The organism is uncultured Methanobrevibacter sp. (assembly GCF_902801725.1).
Classification (GTDB): Archaea; Methanobacteriota; Methanobacteria; order Methanobacteriales; family Methanobacteriaceae; genus Methanocatella.
The window spans coordinates 16,691-40,968 of record NZ_CADCJB010000015.1; the positions used below are offsets into that span (position 1 = coordinate 16,691).

Here is a 24,278-nt window from a genome sequence, read left to right on the forward strand (position 1 = left end):
ATTAAAGCATGTTTATATAATCATAGGGTTGTGAACAATCCTTTTTGGAAAGTTCACATGATTATTTTATTTTTCTAATTTTTTAGAGACTTTTTTGAAGTTTCCTCTTTTTACAAGCACTGAAACCTTTTCCCCACGACTTATGATATTGTCTGGTTGAGGTATAACAAGGTTTCCTTTTTGGTATGTGGCAATAATAATGTATTCTTTAGTTGGAGATATGTCTTTGAAACGTTTTCCAATAATTTTGTCATTGGTTATGGTCATATCAAGAATTTCGGCGTCCCCTTCTCCAAGTGTTATCAGTTCAGCCACATTAGGCCTTGTAACGATTTTCTGTAAATAGCCTGCAGCAGTAATTTCAGGGCTGATTACTTGGTCAATGCCAACTTCTTTAAATGCCTCTTCGTGGTCCGGATTACTTACACGGGCAATAATGTTAGGGACATTGTATTTTCTAACCAAAATGCATGACAATAGGTTTGCTTCATCATTTCCTGTTGTCGCAATGAAGAAATCAGCATCTTCAATATTACTTTCCTCAAGCAACTTGGAATTGGTACCGTTTCCACAAATTACTAGTGCATCCAGTTCGGCTGCAACTTCTGAACATAGTGATTCATCACTTTCAATTAATGTAATGTCATATCCGTCTTCAATTAATAAATTAGCAAGTGCAAGTCCTACTCGACCTCCACCCATAATGATTACATACATTATATCGCCTCATAATATATCTGATAATCAATATTTATTTTTGGACATTATAAATATTATCTTTTGAAAATTTCGAAAAGTGCCCTTAATGTAATCAATACTGGATAAATTTCCAATCTTCCAGTCCACATATTAAATAAACTAACAAATTTTAGCACAGGGTGTAATGTATAATTGACTATTCCCAATTCCAATCCATTGTTTCCCTGAAGGGACATAATTGCAAACAGGCTTCTGAATGGGTCATATCCGAATAGGCAGAAAAGTCCCCAGGTAAACATGATGAACATCAGGTATAATGTAATGAAATTCCCTGCCTGTGAAACTGCTTTTTCAGGTATTCTCTGGCCGTTGATTTTGATTGGTAAAATCCTTCCTTCAGGAGACATGATTTCTCGAATATGTCTGTAGATTCCCTTAAAGTAGGTTATCATTCTTAAAAGTTTTATTGCACCTACTGTGGATCCACTTGAACCTCCAGTCAGCATCAGGCACATTAAACAGATTATTACAAACGGTGGCCAGTTGGCCATTGCTGTAGGGGGTGCAACATTTGCTCCAGTTGTTGTAATTGCAGAAACTATGGTGAAGAGAAGGTCCATCGGCATAATGTTTGAGAGGTAGTAAAGCACCACAGTAACAATGGCAATCACGCAAATCATTACTTTAAATTGCAAATCGTAAATTAATGATTTTCCTTTGGTTTTTATAACTTTGTAATGGACTAAAAAACTTGTAGCTCCCAAAATCATCAGTATGTCTGAAATGAGGTAAATAATATCACTCTGGTAGTATCCCATATTTGCATTTTTCACATTCATTCCTCCTGTGGATATTATTGAAAATGCGTTACAGATGGAATCGAACATAGGCATTCCCGCAAGGATATACAGGATTATTCCGGCAATAGTATATATCAGATAAATCTCAAGGGTTTTTTTAAGGGTTGCTTTGATACTTGGTTTTATTCTTTCATCACGAGCTTCTGATTGGTAAAGTTTTGATGAAACAGATCCTGGTTTTGTTAAGATGCCGATAACCATAACAACAACTCCTAAACCTCCAACCCATTGTTCTAAAGCTCTAAAAAATAAGATACTGTGAGGCAATATTTCCACATTTTCATACATTGTTATTCCGCTGCCTGTCAATGCAGACATGCTTTCAAAAACGCCGTCAAGAATAGGCAGATTTGTGGCTAATGTGAAAACAAGCCCTCCGATAAGGCTAGCCCATAACCATGCAAATGATGAAATCATCATACCGTGCTTTAGCCGCATTTTTTTGGCAGTCGCATTTTCAAAGTATTTTTTAAAGGCATAGCCCAAAACGATTGAAATTATTGCAGGTATTACAAAACTGATTATGTCAAATTCAAAATAAATCAAATCAAAAATCAAGGGTATTAAACACATTATTCCGATTGCAATCATCAGGTATCCTGAATCTCTTGCAACAATTAGTAAATCAGTTTTAGTTATATACCTCATTATTCTAATACTTTGAATAAATTTCTATATAAATTTATAAGTATGATGAAATAGTATAATATAAATAAGTAGTGGTAGTTATCATGGATAAAAAAACAGTATTGTTATTAATATTTAGTGTAGCTATTTTGCTTGTAATGCTATGGTTTGTAGGTATTGATCAGGTTATCAGTGCTTTAAAAATGGCTAATCCACTTATAATAGTGTTGGCTATTGCTACTCAAGTTTTTACTTATTTTTTATACACTTTGCGTTGGCAAATTCTCAATAATCTAACGGAAATGGATGTTTCAATCAAAGAATTGCTTCCGATGGTTTTGGTAGGTCTTGCAGTAAATAACATCACCCCTTCTGGACGTGGTGGTGGAGAACCTGTAAGGGCATATGTTCTTGCTAAACGTAAGAACTATCAGTTTGAAGAAACCTTTGCGACTGTCGTAGCTGATAGGGCATTGGATACATTTCCATTTGTCGTGCTGGCAGCTATTACCATAGCGGCAATGGCTTTGTATTTTGATTTTGATTTATGGTTGCTTATTGTAATGGTTGTGGCGGTTATCGTTATTGTTGTTGTTTTGATAGTCCTTATCTACATGTGTATCAATCCTGGATTTGGTCAAAGGGTTGAAGGATGGATTATTGGTCTTGTAAGGAGATTCTATAAGAAAAATTCAGAGGAACTGGAATCTAAAATACATGATGGAATCTTCGGATTCCAGGATACAATGAAACTGTTGATATCCAATAAAAAAGTGATGTCTTACACTATTCCGTTGTCCTTTGTAATTTGGCTTTTTGAAATTCTTAGGGTTTATCTTGTATTTCTGGCATTCGGAGCTAACGTGAGCCTTATCACAATAGGTGAAGTATTTATTGTTGCTTCATTGGTGGGTATGATTCCTCTTCTTCCTGGAGGTTTGGGTGCTATTGACGGTATTATGATTGTTTTCTACTCAGCAGCAGGTATTTCAGCTTCTGTAAGTGCTGCGGCAACTGTTGTTGAAAGGTTGATTTCATTTTGGATGGCTACAATCATAGGTCTTTTGATTTTACCGTATTATGGATCTTCAGCAATGGATAAAATTTCATCTTCATCTTCTTCTGAAGAGCTGGAAAAGAATCTTGAAGAAGACCTGGACGATAAATAGAAAACTTTATTTTAATTCATAATCATAAATTTAATTATCACAAAAAATTAATTTTTTGTAAAAATTATGGTGAAACTATGCAAATTAATGATGTAGATATTAAAAATACTTACGCAGAAGGTTTTGGAATTAAAGTAACTAGAATTTTAGTTACTGCAGCAAATCAAGAATTAGCAAAAATTGCAGCAACCGAAGCAACCGGTTATGCAACTTCTGTTATCGGATGTCCTGCAGAATCAGGTATTGACTGTTTTGTACCTGCTGAAGAAACTCCTGACGGAAGACCAGGTTACGCAATTATGATTTGTCACGCTAGCAAAAAATCACTCGACCATGAATTAATGGAAAGAATCGGTATGTGTATTTTAACTGCTCCTACTGCAGCAGCATTTAACTTACTCGAATCTGAAGATGTATTAAAAACCGGTTTCAAACTCAAATACTTCGGTGACGGATTTGAAAAAGACCTTGAAATCGCTGGCAAAACCGTACATTCAATTCCAATCATGTCCGGTGACTTCTTAGTTGAATCAACATTCGGATTCAAAGATGGAGTAGCTGGTGGAAACTTCTTCATTTTAGCAAAAGACCAAATTACTGGTGTTAAAGCAGCTCAATTAGCTGTTGCAGCAATTGAAAATGTTGAAGGCGTAATCACCCCATTCCCTGGAGGTATGGTTGCATCTGGTTCCAAAGTAGGATCCAACAAATATTCTTTCTTACCTGCATCTACTAACGAAAAAATGTGTGTAACTTTAAAAGATGAAGTTGACTCTGACATTAGAGCTGATGCTGACGGTGTATTCGAAATTGTTATTGATGGTATTGATGAAGAATCTGTAAAAGCAGCTATGAAAGCTGGTATTCAAGCAGCTTGTGCTGTTGACGGAGTACTTGAAATTTCAGCAGGTAACTTCGATGGTAAATTAGGATCTTACATCATGAACTTACACGACTTATTCTAGAGAGATTAACTCTCTTTTCTTTTTTTTTATTTTATTTGGTTTGAAAACATGAAATTTAATTTTAAAGGCAACCTCATCGCTTTTTTGCTTTTATCGGTTCTTTTTTTAGGTATAGGTATTGTTTCCGCTTCTGAAAATGTGACTGATATTGCTGATGTTCAACAGGATATTGAAAGCGATGACGTTGTTCCTGATATAGCAAGCAATACTTATGAGATTCAGTCAAACGAGCAGGCGGCTCTGAAAAATACATCAATCACTTCCAATAATCCTTCAATGTACTATAAGGAAAATGGCCAATTAATCGGTTATTTAAAGGATAATGACAACAAGCCAATAAAAAATAAGAATTTAACAATATCTTTGAACGGCAAGACTTATTCCAAGACTACCGATAAGGTCGGTAAAATAGTTTTAAATTTAAACCTCAAGCCAAACAGATATGATGCAAATATCAAATTCGATGGGGATGCAAATTATTCATCAAGCTATTATAATGCAGTGATTAAAGTTTTTAAAGCCCCATTGTCAATACAAACTAATAACTTTAACACATATTGGAAATCTGATTTATATTTCAAAGCTAAAGTATTAAACAAGGTTACTAAAAAGCCTGTAAGTGGAATTAAAGTTTTATTCAAGGTTTATTCAGGCAAAAAATTATACGGACAGTATTATGCAACCACTAACGGAAAAGGTATTGCATATCTTAATAAGAATTTGCGTGTAGGAACTTATGCTGTCCATGTTTTTGTCAGTGATGCAAAGCAAAAGAAGCAGGTTGTAATCGACAGTTCCAAAAGCAAAGCTACTCTGAAAGTCAAACCTACTGCTGAAATGGGATGCTGTTCAATTTATCTTCAGGTAAGCTCTTCAGAAAGTTTGACAGGATTCAGAAGGGATTCTACTTATTCCGCAGACATTCACATCAAGTCCGTTAACTGGTATGGTCGTGTCGCAGTTAAACAATACAAGACTAATGGAGGTTATTCTTTCCATTCAGTCACAACTGCTGACGGATGGATGCTAGCTACTGGTGGGGCAGATGGTCCTAATGTCAATAGGGATATTGAAAAACTTGCAGGTGAAATGGTAAAATCAAAATCTATTCAAAGTTCTAAACTACGAAAAATCAGAAGTTTGATTAGTTCCTTAGGATTTAGCATAGGGCACTTTGCTATTAAGGCACCTAATGGTAAATATGCTTTGGTTTGGACTGGAGGATTCAAAACAGGAAAGCTTAATCCGGGTCAATATATTTCTGTTCCTAATTCAAGGGACTGCTTCCGTGAAGGTAACTGGAAAAGTTTTGGTGGCAATCCTATTGGTGCAGCCGTTAAGATTTTAGCCAGTGACCCTTATGGTGTAAACAGGAGAGATGTCACAGTATTCTATTGGAAAGCAACAACCAAGGAAGGTTCTACAACATCCTGGGTTAAGGTATATGCTGCAAATGACAATGGGAATGCGGTAGGTGCAGGCACAGCTTACCTTAAGGACAACATTTATTTCAAGGACAAGTTCTTTAGCAAGAACAGCCTTCCGAGCACTCCAAGTAAAAAAATCCTTGGATACCATAATTTCGGCAAAATAAATAAATATAAGGTTCTTACTTCTGTAAATGCTCCGATTGTTACAGCAAGTGTCAATAATTCTAAATGGTTTACTGTAACCATTAAAAATAGAGCTACAAATGCTCCTCTCAATGCTATTTCAATTAAATTGAAGATAGCTACAGGATCTAAATATAGGACTTATTCATTAAAGCTCAATAATGGGGTGGCAAAGCTTAACACTAAGGTATTGAGTGCCGGAAATCACAGGGTATACATATATTCTGCAAATTACAACTACTACATTTCAAAAGTAAGTAAAATAGTTATTAATAAATAGAGATTCCATATCTCTAATTCTTTTTTTTATTCCTGCTATTTCTTTGTCGGCTAAGTTTTTTTTTAAGTATTTTTTTAGGTTTTCAAGTCTCAATAGTCTATTTGTGTATTTTTTCGTGAATGTTAAGATAATTATATTTAGGTCGGATGATTATATTTTAATTTAAAGGTGATTATTTGCATCCGATTGATATGGAGTTACAAAAAATATCCGACACTTAAAAAGTGTGGGATATTATGCATCCGACTGACATGCAGTAATCGAAAATATCCGACACTATAAATGTGTGGGATATTATGCATCCGATAGATATGGAGGTATTGAAAATATCTTACACTTCTTGTAAATAATACTTATCAAATGCTCTCTATGAAAATATATTATATATTTTGTAGAAAGTGATAGTATGGATAACGAACTTTTAGATGAAATACACATGATGCGAAATCATGCGAAACGGACACGAGAAGTATACAAGGATGCTGTAAACAAATACACTACTTTTTGTTCAATGTCTTTGGAAGAACTGTTGAAAGAAGCAGAAGCTGAAGAAGATGCAGGCATCAAATGGAAAAAAAGAAAATTAAAAAGAAGATTGTTAACATTCAGACAACACTTGTTGGAAAACTATGCATTGAATACAGTCAACACTCTTTTAAGACCTATTTTAACAATATACAAATATTTTGAGATTGAACTGTTCCCATTGCCTCCAGTCAACAAAAAGAATGTCACTACTTCAGAACCTATAAGATTCAGTGATTTGCCGGACAAAGAACTGTTAAGGAAAGCACTAAGTGTTGCCAGTCCTTTAATGTCTGCTGTCATTTGCTTTATGGTTTCAAGTGGTTGTGCTAAAAGAGAAGTACTTAATTTAACAATCGGAGATTATATTAAGGCCTTAAGTGACTATACAGATAAGAAAGATATCTATGAAATCATTGAGGATTTGGGCAACGCAGAAAATGTAGTTCCTACATTCAATATCAGAAGACAAAAAACTGATAAACATTACACTACCTACTGCAGTCCTGAAGCTGTTAATGCGATAAATTCATATTTGTTAAGCAGGAATGATCCTTTAACTAATGACAAATCTCTTTTTAAGATTAATTCAACTTATCTTTCGGAAATGTTTGTTGCTATCAATGATGGATTGGGTTTTGGCAAAGTTGGATATTTCAACAGGCTTAGAAGCCATATGCTCCGTAAGTTCCATGCATCTGCACTTTACAATGACGGCATGAGTCTGGATGATGTAAATGACTTGCAGGGAAAGGCTAAAAACAAAACCGATCAGTCTTATTTCATGACAAATCCTGAAGATTTGAAATATGAATACATCAAGCATCTCCATGCTGTAACTATAAATAAGGAAGTTGAAAAGCTGTCCATCAAATCTCCTGAGTTTATGCAAATGGAGAATGAAAAGAATAAGCTTGAATCAGAACTTGTTGACATTAGAAAAGAGATGGATGATGTTAGAGAAATGAAAAGAGAACTGGAAGGTCTCAAAGCAAAAGTTGGAAAATAAGAATGATGAATGTGGTGGCATCTTACTTGTGAGATGCTCCTACCAAACATTCATTTATTTTAATTTTAATGTTGATATAACTAATAGCTACTTTTTTTCTTTTATTTTAATCAACTGGTTTTTACATTAACTGCCGTGATTTTGAAAATAATGTCTTGTTTTAAATTGCAGTATATATGAACTGGTTCTGGATTGTTGGTTTTGGATAGCTGATGGCGGGTGTTAATGTTGGTTGGTAACAGGTAAGCTATGATGATTCAAGTATTCTTTCGCCTTTTTCGGTTAATCTAAATATTTTGCCGGTTTTAACTTCGGGGTTGATGCATTCCATGACTCCCATGTCAAGCAGATGTTTTATGTTATTGTAAATAAAATTATTACTTCTAATGCTGCCGATTTCAGGATGCAATACCTGATCAACATCTGACATGTCCCAGTTTTTACGTCCGACAGATTTGTTCCAGCGATAGATTACAAGACTCATGTGCCTTGATATGAATCCTTTTTCCAAACCTTCTTTGATGTCATCAAATTCAGTTATTTCAATAAAATACATTCTGCAGGAATATATTCCATACTTTTGAGCTTTTTCTTTTGGAGGAATGCTTCCCATGAACTTCAAGGCGTCTTCATGTGTGCTGTTCCAGGTTAATCCGGATTCATCATTCTCATCTTCGAAGTCAACTACATTTTCACAAATCCATTGCAATAAATTTCGGTCGTTTTTCCTAATCATTTTTTTACTTCTCCCTGTTTTCATGAGTGGTGATTATTATTTTTTTTAACGAGCGTATTTATAGTGAATGAGAGAGCATTTGGTAAGTATTATTTCAATAATTTCATGTGGGATAAATTAAACGAGATGCTTTTATTTTTGTTTAATTGACTGCATTGACATTAACGTTGGTGTTATTGAATCCATAATATTGTTTTGAATTGCATATGGAAAAGTAAGTTTTAAATTGGAAATTGCAGTCGTTAATGTCTTATTTGTCACTCGAGTGAATTTTATCTTTTAAGCTATTATTGCACTGCTATTGTAATTATTCATGATGTTGGATTGATAGGTATGCTGTTGAACTATTTAAATGATTATGAAATAATAATAGCTATAATGAAACTTTAAAGAAGCTTAAATAATGTTCTGCATCTGTATTTGTATTTTCCTTATTTTAATTTGAGATGAAATTTTATGGCCATGATTTTTTGGGTTTTCGAATTTTTGATTTTATACATTTCACTTTTCCCGTCGAATTTTAATATTGAATTGTTTATACAAATTCTCAAAAACACTATGCTTAAAGTCAAGTATTACAATGTTATATTTAAACAGTTTCTAAAAATATGCCAAACAAAATGTTTATATACACAAAATTATAGACCTTAAAATAGTCATTACTGACTGAAAGCAATTTTACGAAGTGGGAGCAATACTTCACACTCGTACAACTTTTCCTTGGTAATGTCTGTAAATAAATATCTGGAGGTAAAATATCAAAAAAGCAGTGAGAAAAAAAGATCATAATAAAAGGATTATAAAAAAATAATTTTATTTTGGATAACGAACTATAAAATATTTTTAATATAATCCTATAATGGGTCAGTAAGAAAAATAAAAATAATTAGACATGTCCACAAAAACATAGTTAAAAATTAATACTTTTCAAAACTTAACCCAATATCTAGTTTATTTTAAGCAATATATAAATATTTATACATATTAAACCAGAGCCAACTTATCTTATTCTAAATATTCGGTAAAGAATGGAAAATTGATTTTACAACATACTATTTTTATTTTAAAAGACTTCTGGCCCATAACAAGTTTTCAGACTGTTGATTATTAAACCCGTTCATGATTACGGGAAAAATAGGAGACAAAAGATCATGTGTGAAGTAATAAAACAGCGGCCAAATGAAATAATTATCTTCAATAACTTCAGGGCACTTGAAGAATGCATTGCCGAAATTCAGGAAACAGAAAACATCCGCAATGAAAGGGAATTCTTCGAGTCATACAGAATCAAGATAATGAAACTGGACTAAATACCAGAAGTGTAGAATTTAAATTTAAAATTATGACAGGAGTCTTTAAAATATGATGGAACAAGAAATTGACGGTAAAATCCACGTTGTGGTCCCAAAAGAAATGTGGGAAAAAATGTGGAATATTTTTGATAGAATTGACCAATTGGGCATTGACATAAATAGCTGTTCACAATTTGAAAGATAGGAGGCTGAAAAATAATGGCAACCTCAATCAATCAATTCGAAGACAATTTCCACGGCATCTTAACCCATAGCGGTGAGGTCAAAATTGCCAAAGGAGATATGGAACAGGAAATCCTCTACATTGACGATGACGGCATAGTATTGATGGACGGGGGTAAACATGCATACCAGGCAGCAATACATGCCAAGCTATTGTCATTAATCCAATATGCAACAGAGGGGGATATTGGATTTATCAAATTCATAAGAGGAGAACCTTTCATTGTCGGATTCAGGAAAAACAAAAGAGATGGTAAATATGGAAAATGCAATCCTTGAAATGCAGCAAAACCTCAGAGACGGTTTCTTTGTCGCATTTGTATCTGCAAATAAAGATCACTACTTTCCAGTTACCAAATCAGATGACATTGCTTTCCTGAATGATAACAGAATATCCATCCATAGAAAAAACGGATGGACTTCAATAATTAACTTGGATTTAATTGTTGAAATATGCATCAGGCGTGAGTTGAGTTAAAATGTCCAAACCAGCAAGATTATATCCTAAAGAGGAACCGATTAACCCTAATCCAAAAATGATTTGGATTGGAAGCATTATATTTGCCATAGCTATCGGATGGTTTGGAATCACAACCGCAAGCTTCGGAGTATTATAAAAAAGGTGATAATAATGGTAAAAGCAGAACTAATAGAAAATCCACAAGAGACTGAAATAGTCACTGCTGTTGATAATGTCCCGGACGTTGATGTAGCTATTGAACAGTGGGACGCTTATCAAAAACTCTGCAAAGGATTATTGAATGACAGTGACTATCAGGAAATTATTGTTAAAGAAAAAGATGAAGACGGAAACTACGTTAAAGTGAAAAGACACTTCAAGAAAAAGTCAGCATGGCAGAAGCTCTCAAGAGCATTCAATGTTGATACTGAAATTGTTGACCGTGACCTTGAAAGGACAAAAATGGGCAGAATCAGAGAAGCATACTACTGCGTGCGTGCAACATTGCCTAATGGTCGCAGCGTAGAATCTGATGCATTATGCTCAAGGTCTGAAAAAGGTAAAGACAAAGTGTCTGACCACACTATAATGTCAACTGCAAAGACACGTGCAACCAATCGTGCAATAGCTGAACTGATTGGAGCAGGTGAAGTGTCAGCAGAAGAGATGTCAGCAGAAAAGATTGTAAGTCAATCAAAATTTTTAAAAGAGGATAACTCCTCTTAAATAATTTTTTAGGAGACAAATAAAATGAGTTTTGAAAATACCAGACAAACAATATTTACAGGTACAGAATTGGACTTTGAAGAAATCGTGGAAATCCCGGAAGGATATGAAAAAGCAGAACTAAGGGACTTTGAAGATGGAACTTTAATAACTGGCAGGCCTGAAATGTCTTCAGTAACCTCCTATACTTTCGATGATGACGGTGAGGAAAAAACCGTCAACCGTTTTAAATTATTCATTTTCAAAGACGATGAAAAAATTTACGTTGAAATAAACGTTAACCTCAAAAACGATGGTGACCTTCACAAAAACATCAGAAAAGGAAGTGTACTCTTTGACTTCATAACCTCTATCTTAGAATTGGAAAATACAGGAAGTGTTGGCAGATCCAATATCTTAAGAAACGTCAACCTCGCTGAATACAGGGAATTCGTAAACAACTTAGGTGAAATAACAATACAGGTCAAAGAAAAGTCCGGAAGCTATATCTATTACAGTTTCATCGTACGTGACGTTCAGGTAAAATAAGTGGGTGTATGAATGAGTAATGTAGCTGAATTACCGACAAAGGATACAATAACTCTCATTATCAACAGGGACAATGTTGATAAGGTCACATATGTATTTAAAAACAGGTATGGTAATAAAATCGGAGAATATCTAAATAAATCTCCCGCTACATTATCTTCCCAAAGCAATGTCGCAAGACAGTTCAAACAGATTATAAATCCTAACGGCGAGTTGAAACCGAGACAGGTCAACAACCAGTTTTCAGAACTGAAGCAATTACTGCAGCTCCACTATGAAAATGAGCTATCTGTTATCGAGCAGGAAATAGCTGACAAGAAACAGGCCGAGCAGGAAAAGGATTCCAATAAATTAAAGGAAGCTATCACCAAATTGCAATCTCTAAGCTGTCCTTTAGTTTATATTGGAAGTCTTGTTGAATGGTTTACTGCAGGTGAGCGCAACAACATAATGTATGCATTTACCGTATATGCAGGACAAGTTATCCTCAAAAATCCTGTTTCTGTAATATGTCTTGGTGAGGCAAGCAGCGGCAAATCACATATTCAGGAAACAGCATTAAGACTGATTCCAAAAAGGTTTGTTGTCAATGAAAAAAAGATTACCGAGGCTGCACTCTTCAACCGTGCAAAAAAGGACAGATATTTCTATGACGGAATGATTGTCAACTATGGCGATATGGGCGGAAGCAATGACCATGAATTCATGGAGGAGTCCAAAAACCTCATGAAGGAACTTCAGTCTGACGGCTTTCTAAACAAGCCATTAAACATTCCGGACGGTGAAGGCGGATGGGATGTAAAAGACCTGGAACTTGAAGGCAAGCCATGCCTGACATATACTACCGTACCTAATCATTATTTTGATGATCAGGAAATGAGCAGAAGCATTTTCATCACACCTAGAATGGACAATCAGAAAATCTTCAACAGAAGAAAAAGTGCACTGGAATTCAAGCATGGCAAAAGTTATAGGATTTTAAAGCAATACGAAAAGGAAGCTGAACTGGTGCCATACATGCTATTGCATCTAAAGGAGGTATTTGAAAATACTGTAGTGATAAACCCGTATGTTCATTTTGTCATAGACTTTTTAAAGAATTCTTCTTTTTACAAAAGGGATTTTGACAAGTTCAATGGGTTACTTAAAACAATAACTGCCCTGAACTATTATAATCATAAAGTCTATGATGTTGACGGAAAAAAGGTGGTGCTCACAAATATTGCTGATGTGCAATTGTTCATGAGTCTTTTAAGACCATACAAGGAAAGCATATCTGCAAACCTTGCACCAAAAGCTGTTGAAGTTCTAAACGATATCAGAAACAATATTGATGATTGGAAGATAAGCAAGGACAGGGAAGTGCTGAACATGGGAATTACAACCAATGATTACTTCACACTTCAAAGCCTCGGACTGAGCAAGGCATCAGCCAGGAAATACATGTATGAACTGGCAGACAAGGGATTTCTACAGATTACTGACAGGTCAGGAAGATCCAATGTATATGACCTTGCAAAAAGTGAAGTTGAATCAATCAGCTATGATTTAAAGCACATGGACGATTCAGTATATGATGATATCTGCTATGAGATTGGACAGTGGGTTGTAGACATTATGAAGGAAGATAAATTTGTTGAGGGGTTAAGTATAATGAACTTTGATTCAGATATAAGAAAGCCAATATGGATTGGCAAAAAACCATAAAAACTGAAAAACCATGAAAACCAAAAAACTAGAAAAACCATGTAAACTTATAAAAACTTTTGTAAAAGTTTTTTTAAAAAATTGTTTATAATTGTTTTTAGGTAAATTGGGGGATTTTGCTTTGGTTTTGGGGAGTTGGTTTTTGCAAAAAACTGAAGTTCCGGAAATGTGTGGGGGCATGTTTAACAAGTGGCCCCGCATACTCCGGCAAAATTTGGTTTTTTAAAAAATCATTTTCGTGAAACTTCTTATGGATTGTTATTATTTGATTTAACGGATTTTAAGGAGTTTTTAAAAAAACCATCAAAAAAGTTTACAATAGTTTTTATGGTTTTTATGGTTTTTATAAAAATTGATTGTTATGAAATCTATTAAGCAGCAGATAATCGAAGCTAAAAAAGAAAAACGAGAAAGAGAGGAAGAATTATGGTTTGTGGATTACTGTAACAACTGCAAAACAGGATTGGCTTCAGAACATGATATTCCCTGCCATCATCCATGGTACTGTTGGCATGAAGGCGAATCAGCCATTGTACAATCAGGGATTGTCCGGATAGATGAGTTTAGAAGGCTGCATGGATACGTCACATCACAGATGTATTGGGAGTATAAGGAGTTGAGAAAAAGGCAGCGCCAATTGATATGGCAGGGTAGAAGAAAATTATTGAGAGATTAAAACAAATAAATTTATTACTAATTTTATATAAAAAATATAATAAACAATATAATAAAAAATTATAATTGGAAATGATATGTCATGGGAATTACTGATTATATTAGAACCAGATTATTGAATAATCGTGTGGAGCAGTACAACACCAAGCGCAGCTATTGGGGTGAAAGTGAAAGACAGCCTAGAGTCGATGGAATCAACACAGGTCTTGATCTTGTCGATGCACTTCCGCCAGTGATAAATAAAACAATAGCCAATGCACGTTATGCTGTTAAGCTTGACGGTTATACTTCAGGAATTTTGAAAAACAGAATTGATAAGGCCAATGTCAATATTGTTCTTGTGGATAAGGAAAACAGGCTTTCTCAAGAGCAGAAACTAACGTTAATCCTTTGGGCCAGAAAAATCGACATCAGACAAGTGGCTAAGGAAATCTTGCAGGGCGGAATGGTTGACGGTGAAGGACTAATCAAACCTGTGCAGCGCTGGGATAAATCCATTGGTAAATATATTAAACCTATCTTTTTAGAAATAGGTGCACACGGTTACGGATTGAAAAAGGAATTCAATGACGATAATGAAGTCCAGCTGTACCTTCATGAGATGCCGAAAGATATCGTTAACGGGTCTCCCGAAGACTTTAACAACTATGTAAGTGTTGAGGAAGGAACATTAACGGTCAAGTATGAAGCTGGTGAGGTTATTAACTTCATGTACAATGAAATCTACGGCGAAGCTCAAAGCATCATCTTAAATTGCCTTGATGACATTTACCATAAATGCAATCTGGAGAGAAACCAGGTTGAAAGAATCAACAAGGACAACATCATTGAAGTAAAGCCGTCTCTTGACGCTAACGGCCAGCCTATAATAACCGAACTGTCATCAACCGCTAAAGAGAATCTTTATGCAGATTATGGAACAACTGCCGATTCGAATGTAGCTATTGTGCCTCCTGGAATTGAAAGTAAAATCTTAGGTGGTAACAACTACCAGTCCGACTATACAAGACAGACTGAAATCTTCAGGAATAATATCTTAAGGACTTTCGTTACTCCTCAGTCTCAGGCAGGTAACGAACGGTCTAACCAGAACGTTGCCGAATACATTAACGATTCTGCCATTACAGGATTTATCGTTAATGTTGCCAATGACCAGAAATGGGTGTTAAAATATTGCAATCAGCTATTGAATATGCAGCTGGAACTTATGGGTATTGACGAAACATTGAATATATATTTCAGCTATTCAAGAGATGATGTGCTCCGATACATTATGGAACTCTCCTCTGAAGGTGATGAAATCTATAAGAACTACTTGTCTAACTTTGAAGAGGAACAGCCTGTCGGTGAGAGAATTTCATCTGAAAGCGGTGTTGAAGTATAATGTTTTTTGCAAAATATTTATATGCAATATCATACATAATTATAAATTGAATTTTATAGGAGGTAAAAACTTCATTTGAGGTTCAGCCTGTATATCCTTGTCTCGACGAGGGGCGAATTAGGTGGTATACGGGTTCTTCTATCATTCATATAAATCAATTCTAATTTTCATATACAAACTTAATTACTTTATTTTTTATTAGATCAATGAATCCATGATTTTCATTTTCAAAATTCTGGAATGCCGACCATGAAATCAAATCCGCCATCTGCAAACCTTTATAGTGCATTGAATCCGCATGCTCGATTACAATAGGTTGCTTTTGAATATTATTTAAACTGTTTAAAAAGAGTTCATTGAAATTGTCAATTTCTTTCTGTTTGTTTTTTGACTTGTCAATGAATATGAAAGTGGGTTTATCTATATTAATTAATTCAGCTAGCTTTGAAGCTAAAATGTCATATAATTCTTTGTTGTCATATTCATAACCTATTTTATATCTGTTTGATTTGTCAAAGACGATTATGAAAATTTCATAATCAATGTTTTTCAACTTTTTGAGGATTTTGATTTTTAATTCATAAGGTAAGTTTCCGCCTTTGATTTCAGCAGAACTCAACATTTTCTTTTTAAATGACCTTCGGATTTTTTTAATTGACTTGTCCAGCTTCTTTGAATCCTCAACTTTGATGGCAGCCATAATAAAATACTTTGAACTGCCTTGTTTAGTTCCCAAATCTCCACTTTCATCAATATAAATATAAGACATGCTTAAAATCCGATTATAATTATTTAACAACGCATTATTAATCTATTTTTCATCATTAATTAATCTTTTTAATGACAAATAGAATATAAATATTTATATAAAATAAATAATAAAATATATAATAAATAATATAATAAAGTGATAATCATGAAACATGAACTTTTTGAAGTCGGATCATATGACTACTCCGATTTGGATAAACGTCTGACCAAACCTGTTGAATGGACTGCTGAAGATCTAAAGCTAATAGCTGAAAACTACCGTGGAGGAATCCCTTTAACCTCCGAGCACGATAGGGTTTATATCGGCATCGGAAACAACATAGTATTCGAAGAGGATAAGGGAAAGCTATTCATAGACCTTCCGGATGAACTTGACATGAAAGGTAAAGGGCTGTCACCAAAAGTTGATGTTTTACTGAAAGACAATGGAGATTCATTTGGAATTGATACTATGAACTTGATAGATGTAGGCGTAACCAAAAACCCAAGAAAGATAACCTTGTTGAATTCTGAAATAACCGGCGAGACTGGAGAAACCGGTGAAACAGGTGTGACCGGTGAAATTGGAAATCCAGAACCTGCACCACAGCCTCCAGAACCGCAAAACCAGGACGCTAATGTGGCAACTAATCTGCTTTTGGAAAAACTTCAGGGCAAAGATGCTGAAATCGGAAAACTTCAGGATGAAATAGACAACCTGAAAAAGGAATCTAAAAAGTATATCAAAATAAAAAAGGCTATAGAAGAAAACAAGGAATTCATAAACAATAAGGAAGATATTCTAAAAGAATTGTCTGAACTTAGAAAACATGAAAATGAAAGGAAAATAAAAGAGTACGAAGCTAAATACAACTTCAACTACAATGAAAACGCACAGGATAAGGAAATCATCGATAAGCTACTCACAGGTGATGTTGATATGGAACTGATGGAAAAACTTGCTGAGAGAAGAATTAAAATTGAAGCTACAAATGACATTTCAGCTCCTGGCGGACGCAACCCTCAAAACTCCGGTGAAATAGGTGAAACCGGAACTACTGGAAAAACAGGAGATGAAAACGCTCCGTCATTTACAACCCGTGAAGAATATAACAAGATTCTAAAGGACATGGGATTCAACCGAACTAGAATATAGCTATGATGGTGTTTTTCTAACTTTTCCACCGGAGCTATACTTTCATTGAATCGTTCGTTATTTATATTTGGGAAAGTGTTTTCACTTTCCCATTAAATTTACAAAACTTAACCCTCGAACCGACCGGTAAACGGTCGGTTCTTAAATCTGACAAGATTAATTATTTCTTCATATACATATTGCGACTCATTTCATTCGTCGCAACCTGTCCATCAAAGATGGACAGCTTATTTTTTATTAATGGCCTTTATTGAAAATATCAAAAACAAATCAGTAATATTATTAAACAGTAATGTAATAAATTATATCGAGGAATGAATAAAATGTTTTGTAAATGGTATTATCATGGCTGTTGTATACTATTTGCGTGTCCCTGTGATTTGACTGGGTCATGCGGACTCAAAGAATGAAGCAAACTTAATATTAACTTTCAAAGATTATTTTTACATTAATGCCGGCAGGTATTGATGATTAGTTTCTAATGTGGTATTTTGGGGTATCAACTATTTTTCAAGCAATCATATTGATGTCATGAGCGGTTAGTGTAACTAATTTTTTATTACTCTTTTTATTATATTATTTATATAAAATAAATAATAAAATATTGATTATGACATTGCAAGAGGAACTACAAATCAATATTGTAATGGGTAACTACAACCAGAGAAGCGGAAGCTATTCATCCAGCTATGATTATCTCTTCTTGGATAATCTGGCCAATAGCTCTTACGCTAATCTTTTCAGAAGTGATTTGAAAAATCTTAAAATCAAAACAAAGGACAAAACGGAATGCAAGGTTCTATACGTCCCATCTTATGGATCTCAACCGGCAGCAGTATTGGTGAGAGTTCCGACAAGTAAGATTTCTGAAACCACTAAGCTATTGCTGGATGTTCATGACAAATCAACAACATTCTCATGCACTTTAACGACTGGCGATGAGGTGTTGATGTTTGATGCAAACTCTGATACATTCTCACAATTTTTCATGAACTACTCTGGTTTAAGCATCAACAATGACTCAACAGACGGAGGAAAATATCTAAGAGCCAGATTTGTTCCAAACATTGAAGGAACTTCTCCAACTGGTTTATACACTACATTTGCTTCTGGTCAACCTTTAGCCAATAATCGTGTTTTTGCTGCGAGATTCAAAAGAATCGGCGGTAATGTTGTTGTTAATGATAATGCAACATATCATGGTTCAACAAGTGGAAGTATCATGATGCAGTCCGATTTCAATCTCACAATGTATCAGGTAGACAGGAAAGATACAGTCTTAACCTGGTCTGATGACGTGAAATCATATTGCATGTTTGACGGAGCCAAAACATTAGTTCAACTTTCATCATGGGACGCTTACGCTTCAGGAAGTGATGATAATGGAAATTATAATCAATACCATCTTCATGCACGTGTAGGAACTGGAACATCAGATAGTGCAGATTATATTGAAGGATTCATGAGAAACAATCCAACCAAAATCTATCAGACAGAATATAATGAGGTTTCCATTTCTCCGGAATGGTATCTGACAGAAGAATTTGAGGAATACAATTACGTTGACTTGAAATGGCTTTTGATATTTCCGTCACCATTGTTTGCAGCAAATGGAATTCCACATGTAACTGTCACTGAAAGAGATTCCAAACATGGAATCAGATTATACAAGGGAAGCCATGAATATCCTAAGGCCTACAAAGGCAGCACGTTATTGTGGGATGCAAATGATGAGTCAATGGAAAACACCGGCCTTTACATACCGGATAAAATAATCAATCATGATTGGGATTGGGTGTTCTAGATGCTTATCGATTATGATGAAACCGTTGGCCATGGCCGTGGATATCCTACAGGATTAAGCCATGAGGAGAAAATGGATGTTATTGCGTGTCTTCTGGATGAGGGCGAAAAGAAGTATGTTAATGAGGAGCATACTGCATGGATTTCATCCAACCAGTGCCGTGTCGGTGAAATGGTCACATTGGATGAATCCTCAACAATGGAGCATACAATAGTCAAGAAAGCTAATGAGGGCGATCTGGCCTTTGGTTATCTTCTGGCTAAAGTTCAGGTCAGATCTTCAGGATATACTCTCGTTACTGTGGCAGTGTTGGGTGATGTTTTCAGATTGAAACTTAAAAGACCTGCTCCTGTAAGGATATTGCCGAACACCAGAATCTACATTGATAAGGACGGCGAGTGCAATCCGGTTGAAGGACATGACTTGAGGTTATTATCAATAGTTAATCTGACGGAAAATGAGGATGTGGAATACATCAGGGTCTACCGGCAGATGTCGGAAATCGAAATGTATCCCGAATCCCAGAACTGCATAGATCTTGCCGACTGCAGTTTTGAACAGGATGAAATAACTCACGTCGTCAACATGATCGTACCAACGGAATCCAATATCATGGCACAGGCCAATTATGTCAAGGATGCTGACGGTGTTACATATTGTGAGCTTCCGGACGTAGCCATTGTCAATAATGTCAGATTTGTATGGGAAGACAACAAGCTGTACATGGAATGGGAAGGCTGCAGTGAAGATGAAAAAGTATATTTTATATAAAAGAAATAATAAAATATATAATAAATTATATAATAAAAAATATAATATTATAGTGAGGTTTAAGATGACAATAAGGAAACTGGTGGGAACACTTGAAAACAAAGGACCATACATAGACCAGTCAACAGGGCACTGGTTTTACTGGAACGGCACCAAATACGTTGATTCCGGTTATCCTTATGCCGTCAAACCCATTATATCATTTAAAATCGAAGATGGTATTCTATATTATTCAATTACTTGGGAGGCACAATGAAATACATCAAATACTTTGAAACTTTAGAAGAGTACGAATCCTGGATAAACATTGAAGAGAATGCTGAAGAAGTATACAGAAGCGAAGAAAAGATTTGTGTTGATGGCATAATCCTAAGCCATACAAACAAACCTTACACAGGAAAGGAGGAAAAACAATGATTTACGAATGGTTGGAAAAAAACAGAAAGGACATTGACATTTTAACTTCATTTCTAGTCACAGTTATTCCAGTCGTCATGTTATACTCTGAGTCTTTGGGCATTACAGAAAATACAGTTCCCTACTGTATCCTTATGATAGTGTTAGGCATAGCCAGCCATTATGCAAGTAGGATAAGAGGTCAAGGAGATGTTGAGAGTGCTAAAAAGAAAGCTAAAAGGGTTTTGGGTTATCCTGAAGAATGATAAGCTTCTTTGGAGGATATTGTTATCATGAACAAAATAAAAAAGAAGATACTCATCTGCAACTTTACCAAAACAATTTCAAGTGCCGTTTTAACAGCAGTAGCTATCAACATTATCATGACCAACGCAACAAAGTGGAGTTTAATCGAAGGACTATTGCCGTTTACATTAGCCATAATTATTGTTGCATTAATCGACTTTTATGAGTATAGATGTGAGCGTGAAGACAAGGTAACTTTAGAGGATTTGGAGTCAAGAATCCAAAAACTGGAGGAAAGTGAATGAAGATATTGATTGCAGTTCCAACCTTTGAGTCCATCAAGCCAGAATGCTTCAAAAGCATATATGGTCTGACAAGGCCTGAAGGATATAGTCTGTACTTTGATTATGTTGCAGGCTATGACTGTGCCAAGGCAAGAAACCAGATAGCCAAAAATGCAATGGCAGGAAACTATGACTATGTATTGATGGTAGATTCAGACATTCAGCTTCCTTCAGATGCTTTAGTCAAGTTACTTGAATGTGAATCAGATATTGCACTTGGATGGTATTATCGCAAGAGAACAAAAACAGATCAGACAATCATCTATACCTTCGGCAAGGACTTCAACGATGACAACTGCATCAAAGGAAAGACAATGATACATGAAGTCCCAAGGCCAATTGAAGTCAAAGGAGGGGGACTTGGAGTTGCATTAATCAATGTTAATGTATTTAGCAAACTTCAATATCCATATTTCAAGTTTGTCACCTATCCAAATGATACAGTATTGTCTGAGGATTTATATTTCTGCAATCATATATTTGACGTGATGATATGAGTGATACAATTGTTTTATTGGAAGAAAGAAAGGAGATTACTACCTTCTTATTGGATGATGGAGTTAAAACATTAGTCGATAATGTAATAACTGCATCAGGTAGTAGTCTTGGATATGAGTATTCCAATAAGTGCATGGTAGACGATATACTTTGTATTTCAGACAAATCTGCAATAGGAAAAGAAAGTTTAAGAAAATACTCAGGTGACGATACGGAAGTTCCTGTAGGGGTCCTTGTCAATGAACCGGTTGTAATGACAAATGGGGAGAGAAAGGGAAGTGTGCTTCTCTTAGGAGGACTTTACCGTTTGAAACTGGCTTCTGGAATCGTTAATGTTAAAGCAGGAGATAGGATTAAATTATCTCCAAACGGAGCCATTGTCGATAATGCAGGTGAGTTTCTGGCATTTCATCCTGTTGCAAATTCAGATGAATACAATTATGTCAATTGTTTCCAAGTAAGTCTTGGAGGTAAAGGAGAGAAAGGAGACACCGGAGATACAGGTGCTGCTACTGTTATCTTGGGGTCTTATGATACTTTCGAAGAACTGATAGCAGCACATCCAACTGCCAATGAGGGTGATGCATTCCTGGTGGATGGTGAACTCTTCGTTTGGCACAATGATTAAAAAATAAATTTATAGAGGTGTTTATATATGGCATGGACAAGCGTAGGTACTATTAAAGGACCAAAAGGAGATACCGGTGATAAAGGTGACACCGGGGACACAGGTAAAGCTTTTGAATATTCCGACTTCACACCAGAACAGTTAGCAGGATTGACTGGTGATAAAGGAGATAAAGGTGACAAAGGTGATACCGGAGACGTAGGCGCTACAGGAGCAACCGGAGCAACTGGTGAAAAAGGAGATACTGGTGCTACCGGTGCAACAGGTGAAAAAGGTGACACCGGGGACAAAGGAGCTACTGGAGATACCGGAGCAACCGGTGCAACCGGTGATACTGGAGATCCATTCAGCATTTACAAAACATATGCATCCGTTGCAGCTATGGAAGCCGATGCAAGTAATGTTCCTGAAGGAATGTTTGTAGCCATCCAATCAGATGTTGAAGATCCGGACAACGCAAAGTTATACTTGAAAGGAGCAAGTGAATTCACTTTCGTAACTGACATGTCCGGTGCAACAGGTCTTAAAGGAGATACCGGTGCAAAAGGTGATACCGGTGCAACCGGAGCTACAGGCGCTACTGGTGATAAAGGAGAAACCGGAGATACCGGTGAAACCGGTGCAACCGGTGAAAAAGGTGACACTGGACAAACCGGTGATACCGGAGCCAAAGGAGATACTGGTAACACTGGAGAAAAAGGTGATACTGGGGCAAAAGGAGACACTGGAGATACTGGTGCTAAAGGCGATACTGGGGATACTGGTGAAATGGGTCCTCAAGGATACAGCACCATCATCAAAGGAAGTTATGCCAGTTACGCTGATTTGATTGCAGCACATCCGACTGGTACAACCGGCGATGCATATCTTGTTGACGGAGAACTTTACGTTTTCCAATAAGAAACTAATTCCATAAGTTCCCTATAGGAAGTGCCGGCCGCTAATGTTGGCACTTCCTTTTTTTATAAAAAAAAGGTGATAAATGATGTCATGGGTAAATGTAGGAAATATTAAAGGAGATACAGGAGCTACAGGTTCAGACGGGGACAATGTAAGAATAATAAAAGATTCAGCACATGGCTTTATCTATTTCGGTTCAGGTGAAGATGAAGTATTCCTATATCTCAGCGAAATAAAAGGGCCGAAAGGTGACACTGGAGCTACTGGTGCAACAGGCCCGGCAGGTCCGGTCAATCTTGTCTCAGCTTTGGATACAACAGACTCTACAAATGCAGTAACTAACAATGCAATAGCTACTGCCATACAAAACATCAGCAATCAAATAGGAACAATAACATCCGCACAAAATGCTAATTTAACATTACTTGGGAGCTGATTAACCATGAGTTTTATAGCTCCCGACCTTTCAGAAATATTAGAAAACGAACAGGAATTAAATGCAAGATTGACTAATCTGAGAGGATTGCTTAGAAATGAACTGGATGATTTAAGCACTAGCTATTCAGGCAATGATTCAATTACCAGGTTAATTAGTTTAATCAATAATCCTCCAGCATGGGTAATCGAGAGAAGTACAACATTCACTAACAATAAATTAGGCGAATGCGTTAAAGTTACGGGCTCTGATTATCTTGGATGGAATACGGCATATCCTACACCATATTCAGATACTGACAATTGGTATCTTCAATCATTATCAAAAACATCAAGCGGACCGTCAACTTCATGGGGCAAATTTAATACTGGAACCGTTAATCCAACTGATGATTTTGATTTGGTGGTCTATGGAAGAAGCATGCAAAACTACAACAATGGAGGATTTTCTGGAGTAGGATTCAGTTATGGCATTCCAACTGCAGGTTCCGGCATGACTGGATTTTACATTGGAATTACCTTGGATTCTGGAACATATTATCCAGCATATGCAATATTCAATAACAGTACAAGTCCAACAATAACAAAAATGGATTATGGGACTTATGATTCTGCAAATCAGAAATTCATATTAAAACTGCTGCATAATGGTGATCATTTGGAATTATACTGGTTTAAAGATAAGAAATTCCTATGGAATGATTGGTTTGATTTATCTGATCTACCTCAAGGATATGATAGTGCCGATCTTAAATTCGGCTTTGTAAGCTATGGAAACAACCTTGGAAGACTTTCATATATTCCAAGATTATACCTGGCATCACCATGCAGATTAAATATACTATAAAGGAG

30 protein-coding genes are annotated in these 24,278 nt (G+C 35.7%); 26 read left to right on the plus strand and 4 right to left on the minus strand.

The window, feature by feature from the left end:
• Positions 1-66: 66 nt before the first annotated feature.
• The gene (locus QZV68_RS04445) at positions 67-717 is read right to left on the minus strand and encodes a TrkA family potassium uptake protein (protein ID WP_296878985.1); all 651 of its coding nucleotides are present in this window, start codon (positions 715-717) and stop codon (positions 67-69) included.
• A 56-nt stretch (positions 718-773) separates the two neighbouring features.
• Positions 774-2,210 carry a TrkH family potassium uptake protein gene (locus tag QZV68_RS04450; RefSeq protein ID WP_363136966.1) on the minus strand — a complete coding sequence of 479 codons (1,437 nt, stop codon included), beginning with the start codon at positions 2,208-2,210 and terminating at the stop codon, positions 774-776.
• Positions 2,211-2,290: 80 nt separating this feature from the next.
• Here QZV68_RS04450 and QZV68_RS04455 point away from each other — a divergent pair, with 80 nt between their 5' ends.
• The 4 genes from QZV68_RS04455 (at position 2,291) to QZV68_RS04470 (ending at position 7,747) form a co-directional block, all read left to right on the plus strand.
• Positions 2,291-3,355, plus strand: coding sequence for a UPF0104 family protein (locus QZV68_RS04455; protein WP_296878989.1), 1,065 nt, complete (start codon positions 2,291-2,293; stop codon positions 3,353-3,355).
• Positions 3,356-3,432: 77 nt separating this feature from the next.
• Positions 3,433-4,320, plus strand: coding sequence for a formylmethanofuran--tetrahydromethanopterin N-formyltransferase (gene fhcD, locus QZV68_RS04460; RefSeq protein WP_296878990.1), 888 nt, complete (start codon positions 3,433-3,435; stop codon positions 4,318-4,320).
• A 48-nt stretch (positions 4,321-4,368) separates the two neighbouring features.
• Positions 4,369-6,213 (plus strand): hypothetical protein, encoded by a 1,845-nt coding sequence (locus QZV68_RS04465; protein ID WP_296878992.1) that lies wholly within the window; start codon positions 4,369-4,371, stop codon positions 6,211-6,213.
• A gap of 406 nt (positions 6,214-6,619) precedes the next feature.
• The gene (locus QZV68_RS04470; protein ID WP_292886493.1) at positions 6,620-7,747 is read left to right on the plus strand and encodes a site-specific integrase; all 1,128 of its coding nucleotides are present in this window, start codon (positions 6,620-6,622) and stop codon (positions 7,745-7,747) included.
• A 247-nt stretch (positions 7,748-7,994) separates the two neighbouring features.
• Here the strand turns inward: QZV68_RS04470 and QZV68_RS04475 are convergent, their stop codons facing one another.
• Positions 7,995-8,483, minus strand: a complete 489-nt coding sequence (locus QZV68_RS04475; protein WP_292742704.1) for a hypothetical protein — start codon at positions 8,481-8,483, stop codon at positions 7,995-7,997.
• Between the two features lie 1,151 nt (positions 8,484-9,634).
• Between QZV68_RS04475 and QZV68_RS04480 the strand changes: the two genes are divergently transcribed.
• The 10 genes from QZV68_RS04480 to QZV68_RS04525 all read left to right on the plus strand — a co-directional run bounded on the left by QZV68_RS04480 (position 9,635) and on the right by QZV68_RS04525 (position 15,498).
• On the plus strand, positions 9,635-9,793 hold the full coding sequence (locus QZV68_RS04480) for a hypothetical protein (protein WP_292742707.1): 159 nt from the start codon (positions 9,635-9,637) through the stop codon (positions 9,791-9,793).
• A gap of 52 nt (positions 9,794-9,845) precedes the next feature.
• Positions 9,846-9,980 carry a hypothetical protein gene (locus tag QZV68_RS04485; RefSeq protein ID WP_292742709.1) on the plus strand — a complete coding sequence of 45 codons (135 nt, stop codon included), beginning with the start codon at positions 9,846-9,848 and terminating at the stop codon, positions 9,978-9,980.
• Between the two features lie 14 nt (positions 9,981-9,994).
• Positions 9,995-10,297 (plus strand): hypothetical protein, encoded by a 303-nt coding sequence (locus QZV68_RS04490; protein WP_292886496.1) that lies wholly within the window; start codon positions 9,995-9,997, stop codon positions 10,295-10,297.
• A complete protein-coding gene (locus tag QZV68_RS04495) occupies positions 10,278-10,496 on the plus strand; it encodes a hypothetical protein (protein WP_292742712.1) in 219 nt (72 codons plus the stop codon). The genes QZV68_RS04490 and QZV68_RS04495 overlap by 20 nt, the downstream gene beginning before the upstream one ends.
• 1 nt (position 10,497) lies before the next feature.
• Positions 10,498-10,635, plus strand: coding sequence for a hypothetical protein (locus QZV68_RS04500; RefSeq protein ID WP_296846731.1), 138 nt, complete (start codon positions 10,498-10,500; stop codon positions 10,633-10,635).
• A gap of 14 nt (positions 10,636-10,649) precedes the next feature.
• Complete coding sequence (locus tag QZV68_RS04505; protein WP_292742716.1) at positions 10,650-11,204, plus strand: hypothetical protein; 555 nt, start codon at positions 10,650-10,652, stop codon at positions 11,202-11,204.
• A gap of 24 nt (positions 11,205-11,228) precedes the next feature.
• The gene (locus QZV68_RS04510; RefSeq protein ID WP_296878997.1) at positions 11,229-11,732 is read left to right on the plus strand and encodes a hypothetical protein; all 504 of its coding nucleotides are present in this window, start codon (positions 11,229-11,231) and stop codon (positions 11,730-11,732) included.
• Between the two features lie 12 nt (positions 11,733-11,744).
• The gene (locus QZV68_RS04515; protein ID WP_296878999.1) at positions 11,745-13,439 is read left to right on the plus strand and encodes a hypothetical protein; all 1,695 of its coding nucleotides are present in this window, start codon (positions 11,745-11,747) and stop codon (positions 13,437-13,439) included.
• A gap of 361 nt (positions 13,440-13,800) precedes the next feature.
• On the plus strand, positions 13,801-14,115 hold the full coding sequence (locus tag QZV68_RS04520; RefSeq protein ID WP_296879001.1) for a hypothetical protein: 315 nt from the start codon (positions 13,801-13,803) through the stop codon (positions 14,113-14,115).
• An 81-nt stretch (positions 14,116-14,196) separates the two neighbouring features.
• The gene (locus QZV68_RS04525; protein ID WP_296879002.1) at positions 14,197-15,498 is read left to right on the plus strand and encodes a hypothetical protein; all 1,302 of its coding nucleotides are present in this window, start codon (positions 14,197-14,199) and stop codon (positions 15,496-15,498) included.
• A 160-nt stretch (positions 15,499-15,658) separates the two neighbouring features.
• On the opposite strand, the gene QZV68_RS04530 is transcribed toward QZV68_RS04525, so the two are convergent.
• The gene (locus QZV68_RS04530) at positions 15,659-16,267 is read right to left on the minus strand and encodes a DUF3800 domain-containing protein (protein WP_296879004.1); all 609 of its coding nucleotides are present in this window, start codon (positions 16,265-16,267) and stop codon (positions 15,659-15,661) included.
• A 147-nt stretch (positions 16,268-16,414) separates the two neighbouring features.
• On the opposite strand from QZV68_RS04530, the gene QZV68_RS04535 reads away from it, so the two are divergent.
• The 12 genes from QZV68_RS04535 to QZV68_RS04590 all read left to right on the plus strand — a co-directional run bounded on the left by QZV68_RS04535 (position 16,415) and on the right by QZV68_RS04590 (position 24,273).
• Positions 16,415-17,404, plus strand: a complete 990-nt coding sequence (locus QZV68_RS04535) for a hypothetical protein (RefSeq protein ID WP_296879006.1) — start codon at positions 16,415-16,417, stop codon at positions 17,402-17,404.
• 610 nt (positions 17,405-18,014) lie between these two features.
• A complete protein-coding gene (locus QZV68_RS04540; protein WP_296879007.1) occupies positions 18,015-19,208 on the plus strand; it encodes a hypothetical protein in 1,194 nt (397 codons plus the stop codon).
• Positions 19,209-19,979 (plus strand): hypothetical protein, encoded by a 771-nt coding sequence (locus QZV68_RS04545; RefSeq protein ID WP_296879009.1) that lies wholly within the window; start codon positions 19,209-19,211, stop codon positions 19,977-19,979.
• 64 nt (positions 19,980-20,043) lie between these two features.
• Complete coding sequence (locus QZV68_RS04550) at positions 20,044-20,235, plus strand: hypothetical protein (protein WP_292742734.1); 192 nt, start codon at positions 20,044-20,046, stop codon at positions 20,233-20,235.
• Positions 20,232-20,396 carry a hypothetical protein gene (locus QZV68_RS04555; protein WP_296879011.1) on the plus strand — a complete coding sequence of 55 codons (165 nt, stop codon included), beginning with the start codon at positions 20,232-20,234 and terminating at the stop codon, positions 20,394-20,396. The genes QZV68_RS04550 and QZV68_RS04555 overlap by 4 nt, the downstream gene beginning before the upstream one ends.
• Positions 20,393-20,641, plus strand: coding sequence for a hypothetical protein (locus tag QZV68_RS04560; protein WP_296879013.1), 249 nt, complete (start codon positions 20,393-20,395; stop codon positions 20,639-20,641). Before QZV68_RS04555 ends, QZV68_RS04560 begins: the two co-directional genes overlap by 4 nt.
• Positions 20,642-20,668: 27 nt before the next feature.
• On the plus strand, positions 20,669-20,926 hold the full coding sequence (locus tag QZV68_RS04565) for a hypothetical protein (protein WP_292887553.1): 258 nt from the start codon (positions 20,669-20,671) through the stop codon (positions 20,924-20,926).
• Complete coding sequence (locus tag QZV68_RS04570) at positions 20,923-21,462, plus strand: glycosyltransferase family 2 protein (RefSeq protein ID WP_296879015.1); 540 nt, start codon at positions 20,923-20,925, stop codon at positions 21,460-21,462. The genes QZV68_RS04565 and QZV68_RS04570 overlap by 4 nt, the downstream gene beginning before the upstream one ends.
• Complete coding sequence (locus QZV68_RS04575) at positions 21,459-22,091, plus strand: hypothetical protein (RefSeq protein ID WP_296879016.1); 633 nt, start codon at positions 21,459-21,461, stop codon at positions 22,089-22,091. The genes QZV68_RS04570 and QZV68_RS04575 overlap by 4 nt, the downstream gene beginning before the upstream one ends.
• Positions 22,092-22,118: 27 nt before the next feature.
• The gene (locus QZV68_RS04580; protein WP_296879018.1) at positions 22,119-22,991 is read left to right on the plus strand and encodes a collagen-like protein; all 873 of its coding nucleotides are present in this window, start codon (positions 22,119-22,121) and stop codon (positions 22,989-22,991) included.
• 85 nt (positions 22,992-23,076) lie between these two features.
• Positions 23,077-23,427, plus strand: coding sequence for a hypothetical protein (locus QZV68_RS04585; RefSeq protein ID WP_296879020.1), 351 nt, complete (start codon positions 23,077-23,079; stop codon positions 23,425-23,427).
• Between the two features lie 6 nt (positions 23,428-23,433).
• On the plus strand, positions 23,434-24,273 hold the full coding sequence (locus tag QZV68_RS04590) for a hypothetical protein (protein WP_296879022.1): 840 nt from the start codon (positions 23,434-23,436) through the stop codon (positions 24,271-24,273).
• The last annotated feature ends 5 nt before the right edge of the window (positions 24,274-24,278 follow it).